We start from the raw sequence: 16039 nt of genomic DNA on the forward strand, positions 1-16039 counted from the left end.
CCCTCACCGCGTCGGAGACAGTGGGCCGGACCGAGGACGGATACCCCCCGCCCCGGCCCCGACCCACCCACCGGACAGAAGGCGCTACATCAGCCGACCACCGGACGGTAACGGGCCGCCGCAGGCATTCAAGGGGCGCGGGGAACTGCGCGACCAGCCACAGCGCACCCGCAACAGGCCGCCGCAGGCACCCGCGAGCAACCACAACGCAACCGCCCCCGAACTACCCCAGCACCTCCCCCAGCACCCTCCCCGCCCGCTCCACATCCGCGAACCCCACATACAGCGGCGTGAAGCCGAACCGCAGCACGTCGGGGGCGCGGAAGTCACCCACCACCCCCCGCGAGATCAGCCGCTTCATCACGTCCCCGGCGTCCTCGCACCGCAGCGCGACCTGACTGCCCCGCTCCTCATGCGCCACCGGAGTCAAAGAGGACACCCGGCCCTCACCGACGTACCGCGCAACGCACTCCAGGAAGAAGTCCGTCAACGCCAGCGACTTCGCCCGCACCGCCTCGATCGACACCCCGTCCCACACATCCAGCGCCGCCTCCAGCGCCAGCATCGACAGGATGTCCGGCGTACCCACACGCCCCCGCAGCGCCCCCGGCGCCGGGGCGTAGTCGGAACGCATCCCGAAGGGCTCGGCGTGCGAGTTCCACCCCGGCAGCGGGGAGTCGAACCGGTCCTGGAGCGAACGGCGCACGTACAGGTACGCCGGTGAACCAGGCCCGCCGTTCAGGTACTTGTACGTGCAGCCGACCGCCAGATCGACCCCGTGCTCGTCCAGCCCCACCGGCAGCGCACCCGCGCTGTGGCACAGGTCCCACACCGCCACCGCCCCCACCGCATGGATCGCGGACGTCAGCGACGGCAGATCGTGCAGCCGCCCCGACCGGTAGTCGACATGGTTCAGCAGCACCGCCGCCGTACGCGAGGACAGCGCGGACGGCACCTCCGCCGGGGCCACCGCCCGCAGCGTGCACCCCGTCAGCCGCGCCGCCGACTCGGCGATATAGCCGTCCGTCGGGAAGGTCGTCGCGTCGACGAGTATCTCGTCCCGCCCCTCCCCGGCCAGCCGCACCGCCCCCACCAGCGCCTTGAACACGTTCACGCTGGTGGAGTCGCCCACCACGATCTGCCCCGCCGCCGCCCCGACCAGCGGAGCGATCCGGTCACCGATCCGCTCGGGCGCCGTCCACCAGCCGCTCTCCTCCCAGGACCGGATGCGCAGCTCGCCCCACTGCCGGCGCACGACGTCCTCGACCCGGCCGGGCACCCCCACGGGCAGCGCGCCCAGCGAGTTGCCGTCGAGGTACACGACGTCGTCCAGCACGAACCGCGAACGAACGCCCGCCAGTTCATCGGCGGCGTCCAGCTTCTCCGCCCGCTCCACCAGCTCCGCCCGCTCAGACATGGGACCTCGCCGTCCACAGCTCGGGGAACACGTTGTTCCGCGCCCGCTTCTCCAGCCACGCCACACCGGCCGAACCACCGGTGCCCTGCTTGGCGCCCATGGCGCGGCGCGTGGCCGACAGATGGTCGTTGCGCCAGCGCCACACCAGCTCGGCGACATCCGTCAACGCCTCGCCCAGCCGGGCGAGTTCACCGTTCTGGTCGCCGGAGTAGACCTCCGCCCAGGCGGCCTCGACGGCGTCGGACGGCTCGTACCGGCGGGACACGTCCCGTCCGAGCACCGACGCCGGGATCGCGTACCCGCGCCGGGCGAGCAGCCGCACCACCTCGTCGTACAGCGAGGGCTCGTGCAGCGCCTTCTCCAGTTCCGCGTGGACGCGGGGCGCCCCGCGGTGCGGCACCAGCATGGACGCGGACTTCTCACCGAGCAGGAACTCCAGCCGCCGGTACATCGCCGACTGGAAGCCGGAGCCCTCGCCGAGCGCGGACCGGTAGGAGTTGAACTGCTGCGGGGTGAGCCCGCTCAGCGGCCTCCAGGAGGCGTTCAGCGCCTCCAGCTCGCGGACGGATCGTTTCAGCGCATCGATCGCTACCGGCACCCTGTCCTCGCGCAGGGCGCGCGCGGCCGTCTCCCACTCGTGGACGATGACCGTGAACCACAGCTCCATCACCTGGGTCGTGACCAGGAAGACCATCTCTCCGGGATCGTCGGAGAGGGTGTGCTGGAGGTGGGTGAGCACATCCGCCTTGACGTAGTCCTCGTACGGCGTCGTGCCCTCGAAGTCGAGATGCGGGGTCTGAAGCTCGTCAGGTTCGGGAGCCTCGTGGGACATCGCTGTCTCCTGTTGTGCACTCCGGGTAGCGGTCCGCCCCTGCCGTTACCGGCACGGGGGCCCCGGTCCCCACCCGCATCCTCCGCAATCACTCCGGATACGGCAAGGCCCGCCCGTCCCCGGGCGGGCCACATCACACCGCGTGCTCAGCCCAGGGTCTGGGCGGCCGTGGGCGAGGAGTCCTTCAGGAACTGCGAGCAGCGCTCGTACTCCTCCTCCTCGCCGATCGCCTGCGCGGCCCGGGCGAGGCCGTGCAGGGCCCGCAGGAAGCCGCGGTTCGGCTCGTGCTCCCAGGGCACCGGGCCGTGGCCCTTCCACCCGTTGCGGCGCAGCGCGTCCAGGCCGCGGTGGTAGCCCGTACGGGCGTACGCGTACGACTCCACGGCCGCGCCCCGCTCGAAGGCGTCGTCGGCCAGCTGGGCCCAGGCGAGCGAGGACGCCGGGTACCGCGCGGCGACCTCGGCGGGCGGGGTGCCCTTGGCGAGGAGCTCGCGCGGCTCCGGGTCGTCGGGCAGGTGGGTCGGGGGCGGACCCCCGAGAAGGTTCTCGTGAATGGCCATGGGGCCAGTATCCCCGCCCCCCGAAACCCCCCGCCCCACCCCACCGGAGACACAGGCCGGCCCGCCCACGGGAGACCCACGGGCAGACGCACGAACGCCCGCCCCACCCGGCAGAGGTGGGACGGGCGTCGCACGCGGACGCGTTACTTGATCTTCGTCCCGGTGGACCGCAGGTTGTTGCACGCCTCGACGACGCGCGCGGCCATGCCCGCCTCGGCGAGCTTGCCCCAGGTGCGCGGGTCGTAGGTCTTCTTGTTGCCGACCTCGCCGTCGACCTTCAGGACGCCGTCGTAGTTGGTGAACATGTGCGCGGCCACCGGACGCGTGAAGGCGTACTGGGTGTCCGTGTCGATGTTCATCTTGACCACACCGTTCTCCAGCGCGGTCAGGATCTCCTCCTCGGAGGAGCCGGAGCCGCCGTGGAAGACGAAGTCGAACGGGGAGGCCTTGCCGTACTTCGCGGCGACGCCCTCGTTCAGCTCCTTGAGCAGCTCGGGACGGAGCACGACGTTGCCCGGCTTGTACACGCCGTGGACGTTGCCGAAGGACGCGGCGAGCAGGTAGCGGCCCTTCTCGCCCAGGCCCAGGGCCTCCGCGGTGCGCAGGGCGTCGTCGACCGTGGTGTACAGGGAGTCGTTGATCTCGTGCGAGACGCCGTCCTCCTCACCGCCGGTCGGGGTGATCTCGACCTCAAGGATGATCTTGGCGGCGCGGGCCTGCTCCAGCAGCTCCTGCGCGATGGCCAGGTTGTCGGCGAGGGTCTCGGCCGAGCCGTCCCACATGTGGGACTGGAACAGCGGGTTCAGACCGGCGTCGACGCGCTTCTTCGACAGCGCCAGCAGCGGACGCACGTACCCGTCGAGCTTGTCCTTCGGGCAGTGGTCGGTGTGCAGGGCGATGTTGACGTCGTACTTCTCGGCGACGATGTGCGCGAACTCGGCCAGGGCGACCGCGCCGGTGACCATGTCCTTGTTGTGCTGGCCGCCCAGGAACTCGGCGCCACCCGTGGAGATCTGGACGATGCCGTCGCTCTCCGCCTCCGCGAAGCCGCGCAGCGCCGCGTGCAGGGTCTGGGAGGAGGTCACGTTGATGGCCGGGTAGGCGAACTTGCCTGCCTTCGCCCGGTCGAGCATCTCGTTGTAGACCTCGGGGGTTGCGATGGGCATCTGTCCGCTCCTTGTATGTGCGGGTGGGCGTGTGGTGCGTTACGGCCCTGACCTAGACCTTGGGGGCGACGTCATCGTCGGCCCCATCTTCCCAGACTCCGCCGGAAGGTCCAGGCACGGTCCAGGGGGCGGTCAGTCGAGGCCCAGCTCGTCCTTGGCGAAGGCGTACAGGTACGGCACCCCCGCGCCCTCCTGGATCTTCTCCGCCGCGCCGGTCGCCCGGTCGACGATCGTGGCGACGGCGACGACCTCCGCGCCGGCCTCGCGCACGGCCTCGACGGCGGTGAGCGGGGAGCCGCCGGTGGTGGAGGTGTCCTCGACGACGAGGACGCGGCGGCCCGCGATGTCCGGCCCCTGACCCGGCGCTGCAGCCCGTGCGCCTTGGCGGCCTTGCGGACGACGAAGGCGTCCAGCTTCCTCCCGCGTGCGGCGGCGGCGTGCAGCATGGCGGCCGCGACCGGGTCGGCGCCCATGGTCAGGCCGCCGACCGCGTCGAAGTCCAGGTCGGCGGTCAGGTCCAGCAGCACCTGGCCGACCAGCGGGGCCGCCTCGCCGTCGAGGGTGATGCGGCGCAGGTCGACGTAGTAGTCGGCCTCCAGACCCGAGGAGAGGGTCACCTTGCCGTGCACCACGGCCTTGTCCTTGATCTGCTGCAGCAGCGCCGCGCGAACGTCCGTCATGCCGACCAGCTTAAATGCGCTCAAAGGCGCCGCCAGCTCCAGGTGGTCGCGGCCTCCAGCGGCTCCAGGGGCGTGACCAGGCGCGGGGCGGTGTTCAGCCCGTTCGGCGGGCCGGTCTGCGGCTCCACGCACACGGCCTCGGCCTGCTCGTCGTAGACGACGACCCACTCCTCGCGGCTCGCCACCTTCAGCTGGAGCTGTCCCGGCCAGGTGAGGGTGACGTCGACGCCGCCGGGCATGCCGAAGCAGTCGTCCCAGGGGCCGGGCTTCGGCTCGATCCGGTTGCCGGTGGGCAGGTGGTCCTCGCCCCGCTCCTCCTGCCAGGCGGGCGTGAAGTCCAGCTCGACGTCCTGCTCGCCCAGGTTCCGGTGGAACCAGGGGTGCCAGCCGATCTGCGCCGGGAAGGAGTCGTCGTACGTCTCGATCGACATGGTCAGCGTCAGCGCGTCCGGGGCGAGGGAGACCACCTGGGTGACCCGGCCGCGGTAGGGCCAGGGCTCGACCAGGTCGTACGTCAGGACGGCCTCGTCGGCCAAGGTGCGCGCGGTGGTCCAGGCGGCGTCGCGGGCGGTGCCGTGGATGGCGTGCGGCGGGGAGTTCAGCGGCATCTGGTGGACGGTGGCGCCGTCACGGAAGCGGCCCTCGCGGATACGGCCGCACCAGGGCACCATCGGGAAGCAGCCGTAGCGGTCCCCCTGGCGCAGCAGCTCCACGCCGCCCACCCGCAGGGATCCGATCCGCCCGCCGTGACCGGGCCGTACGACGGCCTGCGCGTCACCGGCGCTCAACGTGATGTCTTCGTTACTCACGGGACGACAGTACTGGGGTGGGCCGTGCCGGGGGCGGGCGGCGGGCGATCAGCGCCGTCTGCGCAGGACCCGGCCGACCACGATCGCCGACGCGACCACCGCGACCGCGGCCGGGGCCACCCAGCGCAGGGTGGACGCGGCCGACGCCGGCTGCGGGGCCGGGACGGGGGCGTAGCGTCCGCGCGGCGGGGCGTGGTCGACCTCCTCGGCGCTGCGGCCGATCATGGTCCGGCGGGCGTGGGCGGCCTCGGCGGGCGGACGGCCGGCGTCGGCGAAGTCCGCGGGCGCCTCCCCGGCCGCTGCGGGGGTCTCCCCGGCGCCTGTGAGGGCCTCCCCGGCACCGGCGGGTGCCTGCCCGGACCCGGCGGACGCGTCCTCGGCCCCGGCGGGCGGCTCGTCGTCCTCGCCCTCGCCCTCGTCGTCGTCCACGTCGTCGTCCTCGTCCTCGTCCGAGCGCGGGTCCAGGGACGGCGGCGGGACCTCGACGTCGAAGACGGACGGGGCCGGGGCGTCGTCCGCGTCAGGCGAGGTGTCGAAGTCGCTGGTCGCGGCCGGCTCGAACGCCCCGGCGGACAGCTGCTCGGGCGACTCGGGAACGACCTCCGGTGCCTCCTCGCCCAGCTGTTCCGCGAAGCGGGTCAGCAGGCGGGTGAGGGCCGCGCCGACCTCCTGGTGCGGGCGTTCCGTGATCCGTCCGTCGGCCGTGGCGGTGCCGTCGAAGGTGAGCGTGGTGCCGCCCTCGGCGTCGGCGGCCCGGACGGTGAGCGCGAGCTTGACGGTGCCGGTGCCGCGCGCCTCGGTGGCCTCGCCCTCGACCGCGCAGGTGCCGTCGTCGCGGCCGGTCACCCGCAGGGTGCCGCGATAGGTGACGGAGTGGCTGCCGACGCGCAGCTTGAGCCGCCCGGCGATGTCCGCGCCGCCTTTCCGGCCGGTCTCCGCCCCGGCGTCCGCGGCGGTCTCCGTCCCTGCGTCCGCCCCGGCGTCGCGCTGGAGGCCGGGCACCGCCCGGGCGATCCGCGCGGGGTCGGCCAGCGCCGCCCGAAGCCGTGGTGCGGGGACCGGAACGAACACCTCATGCTCCATGTCGACGGAGCCTACCCAGCAGTCGGCGAACTGCACCCCCACTCGCCCGCATCTCAGGGGCCTCAGCCTTGTGGACTACCGCCGAAGTTGCACGAACCGCACGGCTACCACGTGGGTTGTCCCCAAGATCCGCCGCCCGCGGGATTCGGCTCGGCGGCCCGCCCCCGTAGGTTCGGTGGCGAGCGACCCGACCGGGGGGCGAGCGACCCGACCGGGGGGATCGATGCGGCCCGTCTCTTGGGGGAGAGGCGGGCCGCCCTCGCGTGCGCCCGCCTCAGTGCGCGTAGCGGGGGTGGACCAGCGTGGACGGCGGCAGGTCCGGCAGCCGGGTGGCGGCCGCGGCGCGTGCGTCGGCGGCGAGAGCGGCCGGGGTCAGGGTGGCCGGGCGCGGGCCGTGGGACGTGAGGCGCAGCTCGGGCGCGCGGTCGGCGGCGGCCAGCACGAAGCCCCAGTCGCGCGGCGGGCGGAACGTTCCGGCCGTGCGGTCGGGACCGCCGGTGAACCCGGCGGCGCGGCCGGCGACCCGGTAGGGCGCGGTGCGCAGCCCGGCGGCGCGCAGGGTCGACTCGACGGTCCAGAACACGCGCGGCCGGGAGGCCACCGGCCCGGCGTGCACGACAAGCCGCCCGCCGGGGGCGAGGACGCGCCGGGCCAGCCCGTAGAACTCCTGCGAGTACAGCTTGGTGGAGGCGGTGATGCCCGGGTCCGGCAGATCCACGATCACCACGTCGTACGACCGTGGGGGCGCGGTGCGCAGCCAGCCGAAGGCGTCGGCGGTGGTGACGGCGAGGCGCGGGTCGCCGTAGACGTGGTCGTTGAGCCGGGACAGGGCCGGGTCGGTGCGGGCGAGACCGACCACCTCGGGGTCCAGTTCGACGATCCGGGCCCACCGCACGTCCGGGTGGCGCAGCACCTCGCGGGCGGCCAGTCCGTCGCCGCCGCCGAGGATCAGCACGCGCGCGTGCGGCCCGGCCATGGCGGGGTGGACCAGGGCCTCGTGGTAGCGGCGCTCGTCGCGGCCGCCGACGCGGAGCCGGCCGTCGAGGAAGAGGTCGAGGGGGCGGCCCTCGGTGCCGCCGGTCAGGACGATCTCCTGGACCCCGCTCTGCACGGCTACGCGCACCCCGTCGCCGTAGACGGCGTGCCGTGCGGCCCGCTCGAAGTCGTCCACCTCGGCCGCGGCGAAACCGAGCACGCCGAGCACGACGAGTCCGACGGCGAGCAGCACCCGCCGGGCGCGGCGGCTCAGATCGCGGCGGAACAGGCCGAGGACCAGGGCGCCGCCGGCGACGACGTTGACCGCGCCGGTGAGCAGGGAGCTGGTCAGCTGGCCCAGCAGCGGCAGCAGCAGGAAGGGGAAGGCGAGGCCGCCGACGAGCGCGCCGACGTAGTCCGCGGCGAACAGGTCGGCCACCGCGCCGCCCGCGTCCTGGCGGCGGATGCGCTGGATCAGCTCCATCAGCAGCGGCACCTCGGCGCCGATCAGCAGCCCGATGGCGAGCGAGAAGGCGACCAGCAGACAGCGCGGACCGCTCGCCCACACCCCGCCCCAGGAGCCGGTCCAGGCGAACACGGCGTACAGGGCGAGCGCGCTGCAGCCTCCGACCAGGGCGAGGGCGGCCTCCAGCGCGGCGAAGCCGATGGCGGCGTGCCGGCGCAGCCGTTTGGCGGCGAGCGAGCCGATGCCCATGGCGAACACCATGACCGACAGCACGACCGAAGCCTGGGTGACCGAGTCGCCGATCAGGTACGAGGCGAGGGCGACCAGTTCGAGTTCGTACACCAGTCCGCAGGCGGCGCAGACGAAGACACCGGCGAGGACCAGGAACCGGCCGGTGCCCGGGCGGACGGGCAGCCGTGCGGCGCAGCCCCAGGGCGGAGGTGCGCCGGGCGGGGCCGGGGCGTGCGGTTCGATCACGTACGTGACGTTACGTCAGAGGTACGGGACGCTTCGTCACCCACACGTGTGGTGTTGGTGGGTCGCGGGTTTGCCTAGGCGGCGGCCGGTACCCGGGTGCCGACGCGGGTGCGGGTGGCCACCAGCTGGCCGTCCTGCGGGTAGGCGTGCCAGGTGCGCCAGTGGACGTGGCCCTCGTGGGCCTGCGCCAGCAGCGCGGTGAAGGCGTGCGGGCTGCCCGGGAAGACACCGACCAGGCCGTTGGGGTGGTCGGAGACCAGGGCCAGCAGTTCCTGGGCGCGTCCGGCGAAGGAGCCCGGGGAGAGCACCTCGACGCGGGCGGCGAACTCGTACTCCCAGTCGCCGATGCGTTTGGCGACGCCGAGCGGCAGGGGTGTACTGCTGCCCGGGATGCAGGCCACCGTCTCCGAGCACACGCCCCGTTCCTCCTCCAGGAGCACCTGGTGGGAGGCGCCGAGCAGTCTCAACTGCATGGTGGCGGCGGGCAGTTGCAGGTCGAGCGTGGCCAGTGCGGGCAGCGGCTCCCGTCCCAGGGCCCAGGCGAGGTCGGCCGCTCGCGTGTCGGTGTAGGAGGTCTTCAGGGTCGTGAGCATGGATCGGCTCCGCAAGCACGCAAAGAAATGGGGCGTTGGTCCGTCACACCCCGGTCGACACCGGGGGTTCGGCCCGGTCAGCCCGGCGGGCAGGCGTCCGCGCGAGACGTCCTCGGGGCTGGGGTGGTGATTTAGAGGGAATCATGAACTGTGGGGCCGCCACAGCGTTTTTACCCAAGTTCGTAGGGTTTCCATCCCTCAGAGGGCTGCAGCGCTCAACTGTTCAACCACGGCGTACGCCCACCCCCGTGGGGCGTACGCCCGCGCGTCAAACGTGTGTCGCAGCGCCTCCCGCGACCGCACATGTGTCGCAGCGCCTGCCGCGACCGCGACACCTGTCGCCGTGGCTGCCGCGGGGCCCGGCCCAGGCCCGGACCCCGCGGCGCGGATGCGGTTCCCCTGTTCGAGACCCGGCTGCCCCGTGTCAGCCGCCGCCTCCCCCGCATCCGCCCCCGCCCCCTCCGCAGGACGACCCGCCTCCGCAGGACGAACCGCCGCCGCAGGAGGAGTGGCCTCCCCCGCAGGAGTGCCCGTGGCCACCGGAGTGGTGGCCGCCGGAGTGATGGCCCGAGGACGAGCCGCACGAGGACGCACCGGCGTCACCCCCGCCGGCCCACCAGCTGCTGCCGGCGGCGGCCGAGCCGGTGGCGCCCCCGCGGCCGCGGTGGCGGACGGGCCGCCGGCTGCCCCGCACCGCGCTCATCACCGCGGCGATCACCGCGCCGAACGCGATCAGTGCCAGGATGAAGCCGAAGAAGACGTTCACGGCGTCACCCTCCTTCCGTTGTCCCCCGTGGACCCGCACCGGGCGCCGCGCCCGGACCGGCCCGGCGAGACGTCCCCCGTCGGCCGCCCCGCTCTTGGTGTGCACGGGGAATTCCCGCCGGCCCGGCGGGTCAAAGCAGAGTTGAGGAACTCCAGAGCTTCGGCGCAGGATGGCCCGCATGACCTCCAGCGCCCGCCCCCTGCTGAACCGAAGGCTCGCCGAGTTCGGGACGACGATCTTCGCCGAGATGTCCGCCCTGGCCCTGAGCACCGGGTCCATCAACCTCGGTCAGGGCTTCCCCGACACCGACGGCCCCGAGGAGGTCCGCGAGGCCGCGGTGCGCGCGCTGCGCGACGGCCGCGGCAACCAGTACCCGCCGGGCCCCGGCGTCCCCGAGCTGCGCACGGCGATCGTCGCCCACCAGCGGCGCCGCTACGGCCTGACCTTCGACCCGGACACCGAGGTGCTGGTCACCGCGGGTGCCACCGAGGCCATCGCGGCCGCCCTGCTGGCCCTGGTCGAGCCCGGTGACGAGGTGGTGGCGCTGGAGCCGTACTACGACTCCTACGCGGCCTGCATCGCGATGGCCGGCGGCACCCGCGTGCCGGTCACGCTGCGCCCGCACCTCGACCAGGGCGCCTTCCGCCTCGACCTCGACGAGCTGCGCGACGCCGTCACCGACCGCACCCGGCTGCTGCTGATCAACACCCCGCACAACCCGACGGGCACCGTCCTCACCCGCGAGGAGCTGACCGCGATCGCCGAGCTGGCCGTCGAGCGGGATCTGCTGGTGGTGACCGACGAGGTGTACGAGCACCTGGTCTTCGACGGCGCCGAGCACGTGCCGCTGGCGACCCTGCCGGGAATGCGGGAGCGGACCGTGACCATCGGTTCGAGCGGGAAGACGTTCTCCTTCACGGGCTGGAAGGTCGGCTGGGTGACCGCGGCGCCGGCGCTGGTCGCCGCGGTGCGCTCGGCGAAGCAGTTCCTCACGTACGTCTCCGCCGGGCCCTTCCAGTACGCCGTCGCCGAGGCGCTGAACCTGCCGGAGTCCTACTTCACGGCGCTGCGCGAGGATCTGCGGGCCAAGCGGGACCTGCTGGCGGCGGGCCTTACGGAGGCGGGCTTCGGGGTGTTCCGGACGGCCGGCACCTACTTCCTCACCACCGACATCCGCCCGCTCGGCTTCGACGACGGCTTCGCCTTCTGCCGCGCGCTGCCCGAACGGGCCGGCGTGGTCGCGATCCCGAACGCCGTCTTCTACGACCACCGCGAGGCCGGTGCGCCCTTCGTGCGGTTCGCGTTCTGCAAGCGCACCGAGGTGCTCCAGGAGGCGGCACAGCGGCTGAAGGCGTCGGCCGGCTGAGTCACCCCTGCCGCTCCTGCTCTCGCTGCTGCTCGGCGCCCGCGCGCCGGGCGGCGGCGACGATGTCCTCCAGCGCGGCGAGGTGCGCCTCGAACGCCCGCCGTCCCTTGGGGGTGAGCGCGAGCCAGGTGCGCGGCCGCTTGCCGACGTACCCCTTGCGGACCCGCACATGGCCGAGCTTCTCCAGCGCGGAGACGGTCTTGCTGGTGACGGAGTCGGAGATGCCGCAGTAGTCCCGCACCACCCCGAACTCGGCCTCCGTGCAGGAGGAGAGATAGGCGACGAGCGCCAGCCGGGTGGGGTGCTGCAGCTCCCGGTCCAGGGCGGGCGGCGGGGTGTCGGTCACGCGTGCTCCGTTCGTATGACGCGCCGCCCGAGGTCCACGGCGCAGACGACGCCGAAGACCACCAGCGCGCCGGGCAGGCCGTAGGGAACCGCGGCCAGGCCGCCCGCGGCGATCGTCGCGGCCGGCGGCACCAGGACGCGCCAGGCCGGCCGCCCCTCCCGCCGGGGCCAGGGCACGCTCCCGCTGTGCCGGACGCCCGCCCACATCAGGGCCATGAAGGCGACGCAACCGGCGATGCCGAGCGCCAGCAGCGGCCCCGACCACCGCTCGTACCGCGCGGCGAGCCCGAAGGCGCCGAACTCGACGGCGCAGGCCACTCCTTGAGCGATCACATAGCCGCGCGGTGTGCGCTGCGCGGACCGGGCGGCGGCCTGGGCGTCACGCGCGGTGTGCAGGGCCGCGGCGGCGGCGTGCTGGTCGTACGGCTGGTCGGTGCCGTGAGTCATGTGGTCCTCCCCGTGGTGCGGGGCGGTGGTCGGCCGCCCCCGTGGCTCCCACTCTAGGAAATTACTTTCCACACCGGCAAGTACTTTCCCTCGAACGGACGGCGGCCAGCCTGACACCGGCCCGCCCACGGCCCTGAACTTTCCACAGGCTGTGGACAGACATCGCCGGACCCCCGGCACACACGGCGACAGCCCGGTCCCGGCTCGCGGCCGTGGTGGCCGCGGCCCTGACCGGGCTGTCGTTCGCCTGCGCTGGACGCGCTCTACTCGTCGCCCTCCTCGGGCCGGTCGGCGTCGTTGATCTCCTGCTCCAGGCCCAGCTGCTCCACGAGCCAGCGGTCGAACTCGATCGCGGCCCGTACCCAGCTGACCGTCGAGGAGACGAAGTGCTCCAGGCTCACGCCCATGCCGATCAGCATCTGCGCCTCGCCGATGAGGCGGACGGTGCCGTCGTCGTGGGTGTGGGTGTAGACCTTGGGCCACAGGGTGCGGCGGTTCCAGTCGTCGACGGACTCCAGCAGCTGGGGCTTCTCGTCGATCTTGTGGGGGCGGTCGTAGAACGTCCGCACCGAGAAGACCTGCTGGTCACCCTGCCGCGGAACATGAAGTACGTACGGAACTGCTCCCACGGCGCCGCGAGGTCACCCTCGTCGTCGACGACGTACTTGAGCTCCATCTGTTCCAGGAGCTGCTTCACGAGGTCCTGATCCGGGACGACGGGGCCCGCCGGTCCTTGGGGCTGCGGCTGGGGCTGGCCCCCGAAGTTCGGAATCGAGGACGGGTCGATGGTCACCGTGAATTTCCCTTCGTACGGATCCCGCCATCCTCCCTCAGAGGGGGAGGGGGGTGGCAAGCCCCGCCGGGGCCTGTCAGCCCTGGGCTGACATGATCCGGCCGGTCGGGCGAGAGCACCGCGAACGGGAGGGGAACGGCATGACCCGAAGAGGGAACCGGTGGGGACTGGTGGCGGCGGTCGCGGCCCTGCCCACGCTGCTTCTGATCTGGCTGGGCGTGGCGGTGGTGCGGTTCATGACCAGCGACTATCCGCTGGGCGGAGCCCCTGAGCAGGTCTCGTGCGACGAGGCCCTGGCCTTCGGCGGGGCCGCCCTGCCCGACGGCGCGTACGACACCGACTGCACGGTGCAGACCTGGCTGGACACCGACTACCGGGTCAGCTTCCGCATGCCACGGGCCGGTGTCGCGGACTGGCTGTCGCGCACCTACCCCGGGCAGCAGTCGCGGACGGAGTTCTGTGCCGAGGGCGCGGATCTGTGTCTGCGTCTGGACAGCGACGCCCACCCGCCGCCCGCCGGTGCCGGGGCGAACGCCGTGACGGTCGACGTGACCTACGAGAGCGCGGGCACCGCACAGGTTCGTTTCTCGGCGTTCACCGTGTGACACGGACCGGTCGTGTCACCGGCCGTGTCACACGGTGAACCGGCACGTCAGAGCGTCTTGCCGGTCGCCGGGCCCACCAGCAGCCCGTCGCCGAAGCGGTCCACGCGGACCGTGTCGCCGTCCTTGATCTCGCCGGAGAGGATCTCCTTCGCGAGCCGGTCGCCGATCGCGCTCTGCACCAGCCGGCGCAGCGGACGCGCGCCGTAGGCCGGGTCCATGCCCTCGTCGGCGAGCCAGGCCAGCGCCTCGGGCGTGACGTCCAGGGTGAGGCGCCGCTCGGCGAGCCGCCTGGCCAGCCGGCCGATCTGCAGCTCGGCGATCCGGCTCAGCTCCTCCTTGGTCAGCGCGGAGAAGACCACCAGGTCGTCGAGGCGGTTGAGGAACTCCGGCTTGAAAGAGGCGCGTACGACCTCCAGCACCTGCTCCTTCTTCTCCGCCTCACTGGTCAGCGGGTCCATCAGGAACTGGCTGCCCAGGTTGGACGTCAGCACCAGGATGGTGTTGCGGAAGTCGACCGTACGGCCCTGACCGTCCGTCAGCCGGCCGTCGTCCAGCACCTGCAGCAGGACGTCGAAGACCTCCGGGTGCGCCTTCTCCACCTCGTCCAGCAGCACCACGCTGTACGGCCGCCGCCGCACGGCCTCGGTCAGCTGGCCGCCCTCCTCGTAGCCGACGTAGCCGGGAGGCGCACCGACCAGCCGGGCCACGCTGTGCTTCTCGCCGTACTCCGACATGTCGATGCGGACCATCGCCCGCTCGTCGTCGAAGAGGAAGTCGGCGAGCGCCTTGGCCAGTTCGGTCTTGCCGACGCCGGTCGGGCCGAGGAAGAGGAAGGAGCCGGTGGGCCGGTCCGGGTCGGCGATGCCCGCGCGCGAGCGCCGCACCGCGTCCGACACGGCCCGCACCGCCTCGCTCTGGCCGATGAGCCGCTTGCCGATCTCGTCCTCCATGCGCAGCAGCTTCTGCGTCTCGCCCTCCAGCAGGCGGCCGGCCGGGATGCCGGTCCAGGAGGCGACGACGTCGGCGATGTCGTCGGAGCCGACCTCCTCCTTGACCATGGTGTCCCGGGCGGCCTCCTCCTCGGCCTCGGAGGCGGCCTCCAGCTCCTTCTCCAGCGCCGGGATCTCGCCGTACAGCAGCTTGGAGGCGGTGTCGAAGTCGCCGTCGCGCTGGGCGCGTTCGGCCTGCCCGCGCAGGTCGTCCAGCCTCTCCTTCAGCTCACCGACCCGGTTGAGGGACTGCTTCTCCTTCTCCCAGCGGGCGGTCAGGCCCCGCAGCTCCTCCTCCTTGTCGGCGAGGTCGCGGCGCAGCTTGTCCAGGCGCTCGCGGGAGGCCGCGTCGGTCTCCTTGCTCAGCGCCAGCTCCTCCATCTTCAGCCGGTCGACGGCGCGCTGGAGCTCGTCGATCTCGACCGGGGAGGAGTCGATCTCCATGCGCAGGCGGGAGGCCGCCTCGTCGACGAGGTCGATGGCCTTGTCCGGCAGGAAGCGGGAGGTGATGTACCGGTCGGACAGGGTCGCCGCGGCCACCAGCGCGCTGTCGGCGATCTGCACCTTGTGGTGCGCCTCGTAACGGCCCTTGAGGCCGCGCAGGATGGCGATGGTGTCCTCGACGCTCGGCTCGGCGACCAGCACCTGCTGGAAGCGCCGCTCCAGCGCGGGGTCCTTCTCGATCCGCTCGCGGTACTCGTCGAGGGTCGTGGCACCGACCATGCGCAGCTCGCCGCGGGCCAGCATCGGCTTGAGCATGTTGCCGGCGTCCATGGCGGAGTCGCCGCCGGCGCCCGCGCCCACGACGGTGTGCAGCTCGTCGATGAACGTGATGATCTGCCCGTCGGAGTCCTTGATCTCCGCCAGGACGGTCTTCAGCCGCTCCTCGAACTCGCCCCGGTACTTCGCGCCCGCCACCATCGCGCCCAGGTCGAGCGCGACGAGCCGCTTGTCCTTCAGCGACTCGGGCACGTCGCCCTTCACGATCCGCTGGGCGAGGCCCTCGACGACGGCGGTCTTGCCGACGCCGGGCTCGCCGATGAGGACGGGGTTGTTCTTGGTGCGGCGGCTGAGCACCTGCACCACCCGCCGGATCTCGGTGTCCCGCCCGATCACCGGGTCCAGCCGGCCCTCGCGGGCGGCCGCGGTGAAGTCGGTGCCGAACTTCTCCAGCGCCTTGTACGACCCCTCGGGGTCCGCGGTGGTCACGCGACGCCCTCCCCTCGCCTTGCGGAACGCTTCCTGGAGCCTGCCGGCCGTGGCGCCCTGCCGGGTGAGCACCTCGCCGGCCTGTCCGCCCTTGGCGGCGATGCCGATGAGCAGGTGCTCGGTGGACAGGTACTCGTCGCCCAGCTCCTGCGCCCGGGCCTGGGCGTCGGCGATCACGGCGAGCAGCTCGCGGTTGGGCTGCGGCGGCGCGACGGTCGAGCCGGTCACGCTGGGCAGGGACGCGAGCACCTTCTCCGCCCCGGCGCGCACGGCGGCCTGGTCGGCGTCGACGGCGGCCAGCAGATCGACGATGTTCTCGTTGTCCTGCCCCTGGAGCAGCGCGAGGAGCAGGTGAGCAGGGGTGAGGTCCGGGTGTCCCTCGGTCACGGCCCGGTTGCCGGCGGCGTTGATCGCGTCCCGGCTCCGGTTGGTCAGCTCGGCGTCCACGTTCGCTTCTCTCC

General features: G+C 72.8%; 14 protein-coding genes and 2 pseudogenes. 2 read left to right on the forward strand and 14 right to left on the reverse strand.

Going from position 1 to position 16039, the window contains the following annotated elements:
- Positions 1-223 precede the first annotated feature (223 nt).
- From kynU to C3489_RS02525, 10 genes and pseudogenes are all read right to left on the reverse strand, one after another.
- On the reverse strand, positions 224-1417 hold the full coding sequence (kynU, locus tag C3489_RS02480) for a kynureninase (protein ID WP_103779361.1): 1194 nt from the start codon (positions 1415-1417) through the stop codon (positions 224-226).
- Positions 1410-2249, reverse strand: a complete 840-nt coding sequence (locus C3489_RS02485; protein ID WP_103779363.1) for a tryptophan 2,3-dioxygenase family protein — start codon at positions 2247-2249, stop codon at positions 1410-1412. The genes kynU and C3489_RS02485 overlap by 8 nt, the downstream gene beginning before the upstream one ends.
- 146 nt (positions 2250-2395) lie before the next feature.
- On the reverse strand, positions 2396-2809 hold the full coding sequence (locus C3489_RS02490; protein WP_103779364.1) for a DUF3151 domain-containing protein: 414 nt from the start codon (positions 2807-2809) through the stop codon (positions 2396-2398).
- A 143-nt stretch (positions 2810-2952) separates the two neighbouring features.
- Positions 2953-3975, reverse strand: coding sequence for a class II fructose-bisphosphate aldolase (gene fbaA, locus C3489_RS02495; RefSeq protein WP_103779366.1), 1023 nt, complete (start codon positions 3973-3975; stop codon positions 2953-2955).
- A gap of 132 nt (positions 3976-4107) precedes the next feature.
- Positions 4108-4655: pseudogene (gene pyrE, locus C3489_RS02500) on the reverse strand (orotate phosphoribosyltransferase).
- 20 nt (positions 4656-4675) lie between these two features.
- Complete coding sequence (locus C3489_RS02505; RefSeq protein ID WP_103779368.1) at positions 4676-5464, reverse strand: aldose epimerase; 789 nt, start codon at positions 5462-5464, stop codon at positions 4676-4678.
- 48 nt (positions 5465-5512) lie between these two features.
- Positions 5513-6547, reverse strand: coding sequence for a carbon monoxide dehydrogenase (locus tag C3489_RS02510; RefSeq protein ID WP_103779789.1), 1035 nt, complete (start codon positions 6545-6547; stop codon positions 5513-5515).
- 274 nt (positions 6548-6821) lie between these two features.
- Positions 6822-8465 (reverse strand): polyamine aminopropyltransferase, encoded by a 1644-nt coding sequence (locus tag C3489_RS02515; protein ID WP_103779370.1) that lies wholly within the window; start codon positions 8463-8465, stop codon positions 6822-6824.
- Between the two features lie 74 nt (positions 8466-8539).
- Positions 8540-9058, reverse strand: a complete 519-nt coding sequence (locus tag C3489_RS02520; RefSeq protein ID WP_103779372.1) for a DUF2617 family protein — start codon at positions 9056-9058, stop codon at positions 8540-8542.
- A gap of 424 nt (positions 9059-9482) precedes the next feature.
- Positions 9483-9824 carry a hypothetical protein gene (locus C3489_RS02525; protein ID WP_181139467.1) on the reverse strand — a complete coding sequence of 114 codons (342 nt, stop codon included), beginning with the start codon at positions 9822-9824 and terminating at the stop codon, positions 9483-9485.
- Between the two features lie 169 nt (positions 9825-9993).
- Between C3489_RS02525 and C3489_RS02530 the strand changes: the two genes are divergently transcribed.
- Positions 9994-11190, forward strand: a complete 1197-nt coding sequence (locus C3489_RS02530; RefSeq protein ID WP_103779374.1) for a pyridoxal phosphate-dependent aminotransferase — start codon at positions 9994-9996, stop codon at positions 11188-11190.
- A gap of 1 nt (position 11191) precedes the next feature.
- Here C3489_RS02530 and C3489_RS02535 read toward each other — a convergent pair whose 3' ends face one another.
- The 3 genes and pseudogenes from C3489_RS02535 to C3489_RS02545 form a co-directional block, all read right to left on the reverse strand.
- Positions 11192-11536, reverse strand: coding sequence for a transcriptional regulator (locus C3489_RS02535; RefSeq protein WP_103779376.1), 345 nt, complete (start codon positions 11534-11536; stop codon positions 11192-11194).
- Entirely contained in the window at positions 11533-11982 is a 450-nt protein-coding gene (locus C3489_RS02540) for a hypothetical protein (RefSeq protein WP_103779378.1), read from the reverse strand. The genes C3489_RS02535 and C3489_RS02540 overlap by 4 nt, the downstream gene beginning before the upstream one ends.
- 263 nt (positions 11983-12245) lie before the next feature.
- Positions 12246-12775: pseudogene (locus C3489_RS02545) on the reverse strand (YbjN domain-containing protein).
- A gap of 140 nt (positions 12776-12915) precedes the next feature.
- Here C3489_RS02545 and C3489_RS02550 point away from each other — a divergent pair.
- Complete coding sequence (locus tag C3489_RS02550; RefSeq protein ID WP_146075263.1) at positions 12916-13380, forward strand: hypothetical protein; 465 nt, start codon at positions 12916-12918, stop codon at positions 13378-13380.
- Positions 13381-13427: 47 nt separating this feature from the next.
- Here the strand turns inward: C3489_RS02550 and clpB are convergent, their stop codons facing one another.
- Complete coding sequence (clpB, locus tag C3489_RS02555) at positions 13428-16025, reverse strand: ATP-dependent chaperone ClpB (RefSeq protein WP_103779382.1); 2598 nt, start codon at positions 16023-16025, stop codon at positions 13428-13430.
- Between the last annotated feature and the right edge of the window lie 14 nt (positions 16026-16039).

Origin of the sequence: Streptomyces sp. Ru71, from assembly GCF_002920535.1 — a bacterium.
In the GTDB taxonomy this organism is placed as follows: domain Bacteria; phylum Actinomycetota; class Actinomycetes; order Streptomycetales; family Streptomycetaceae; genus Streptomyces.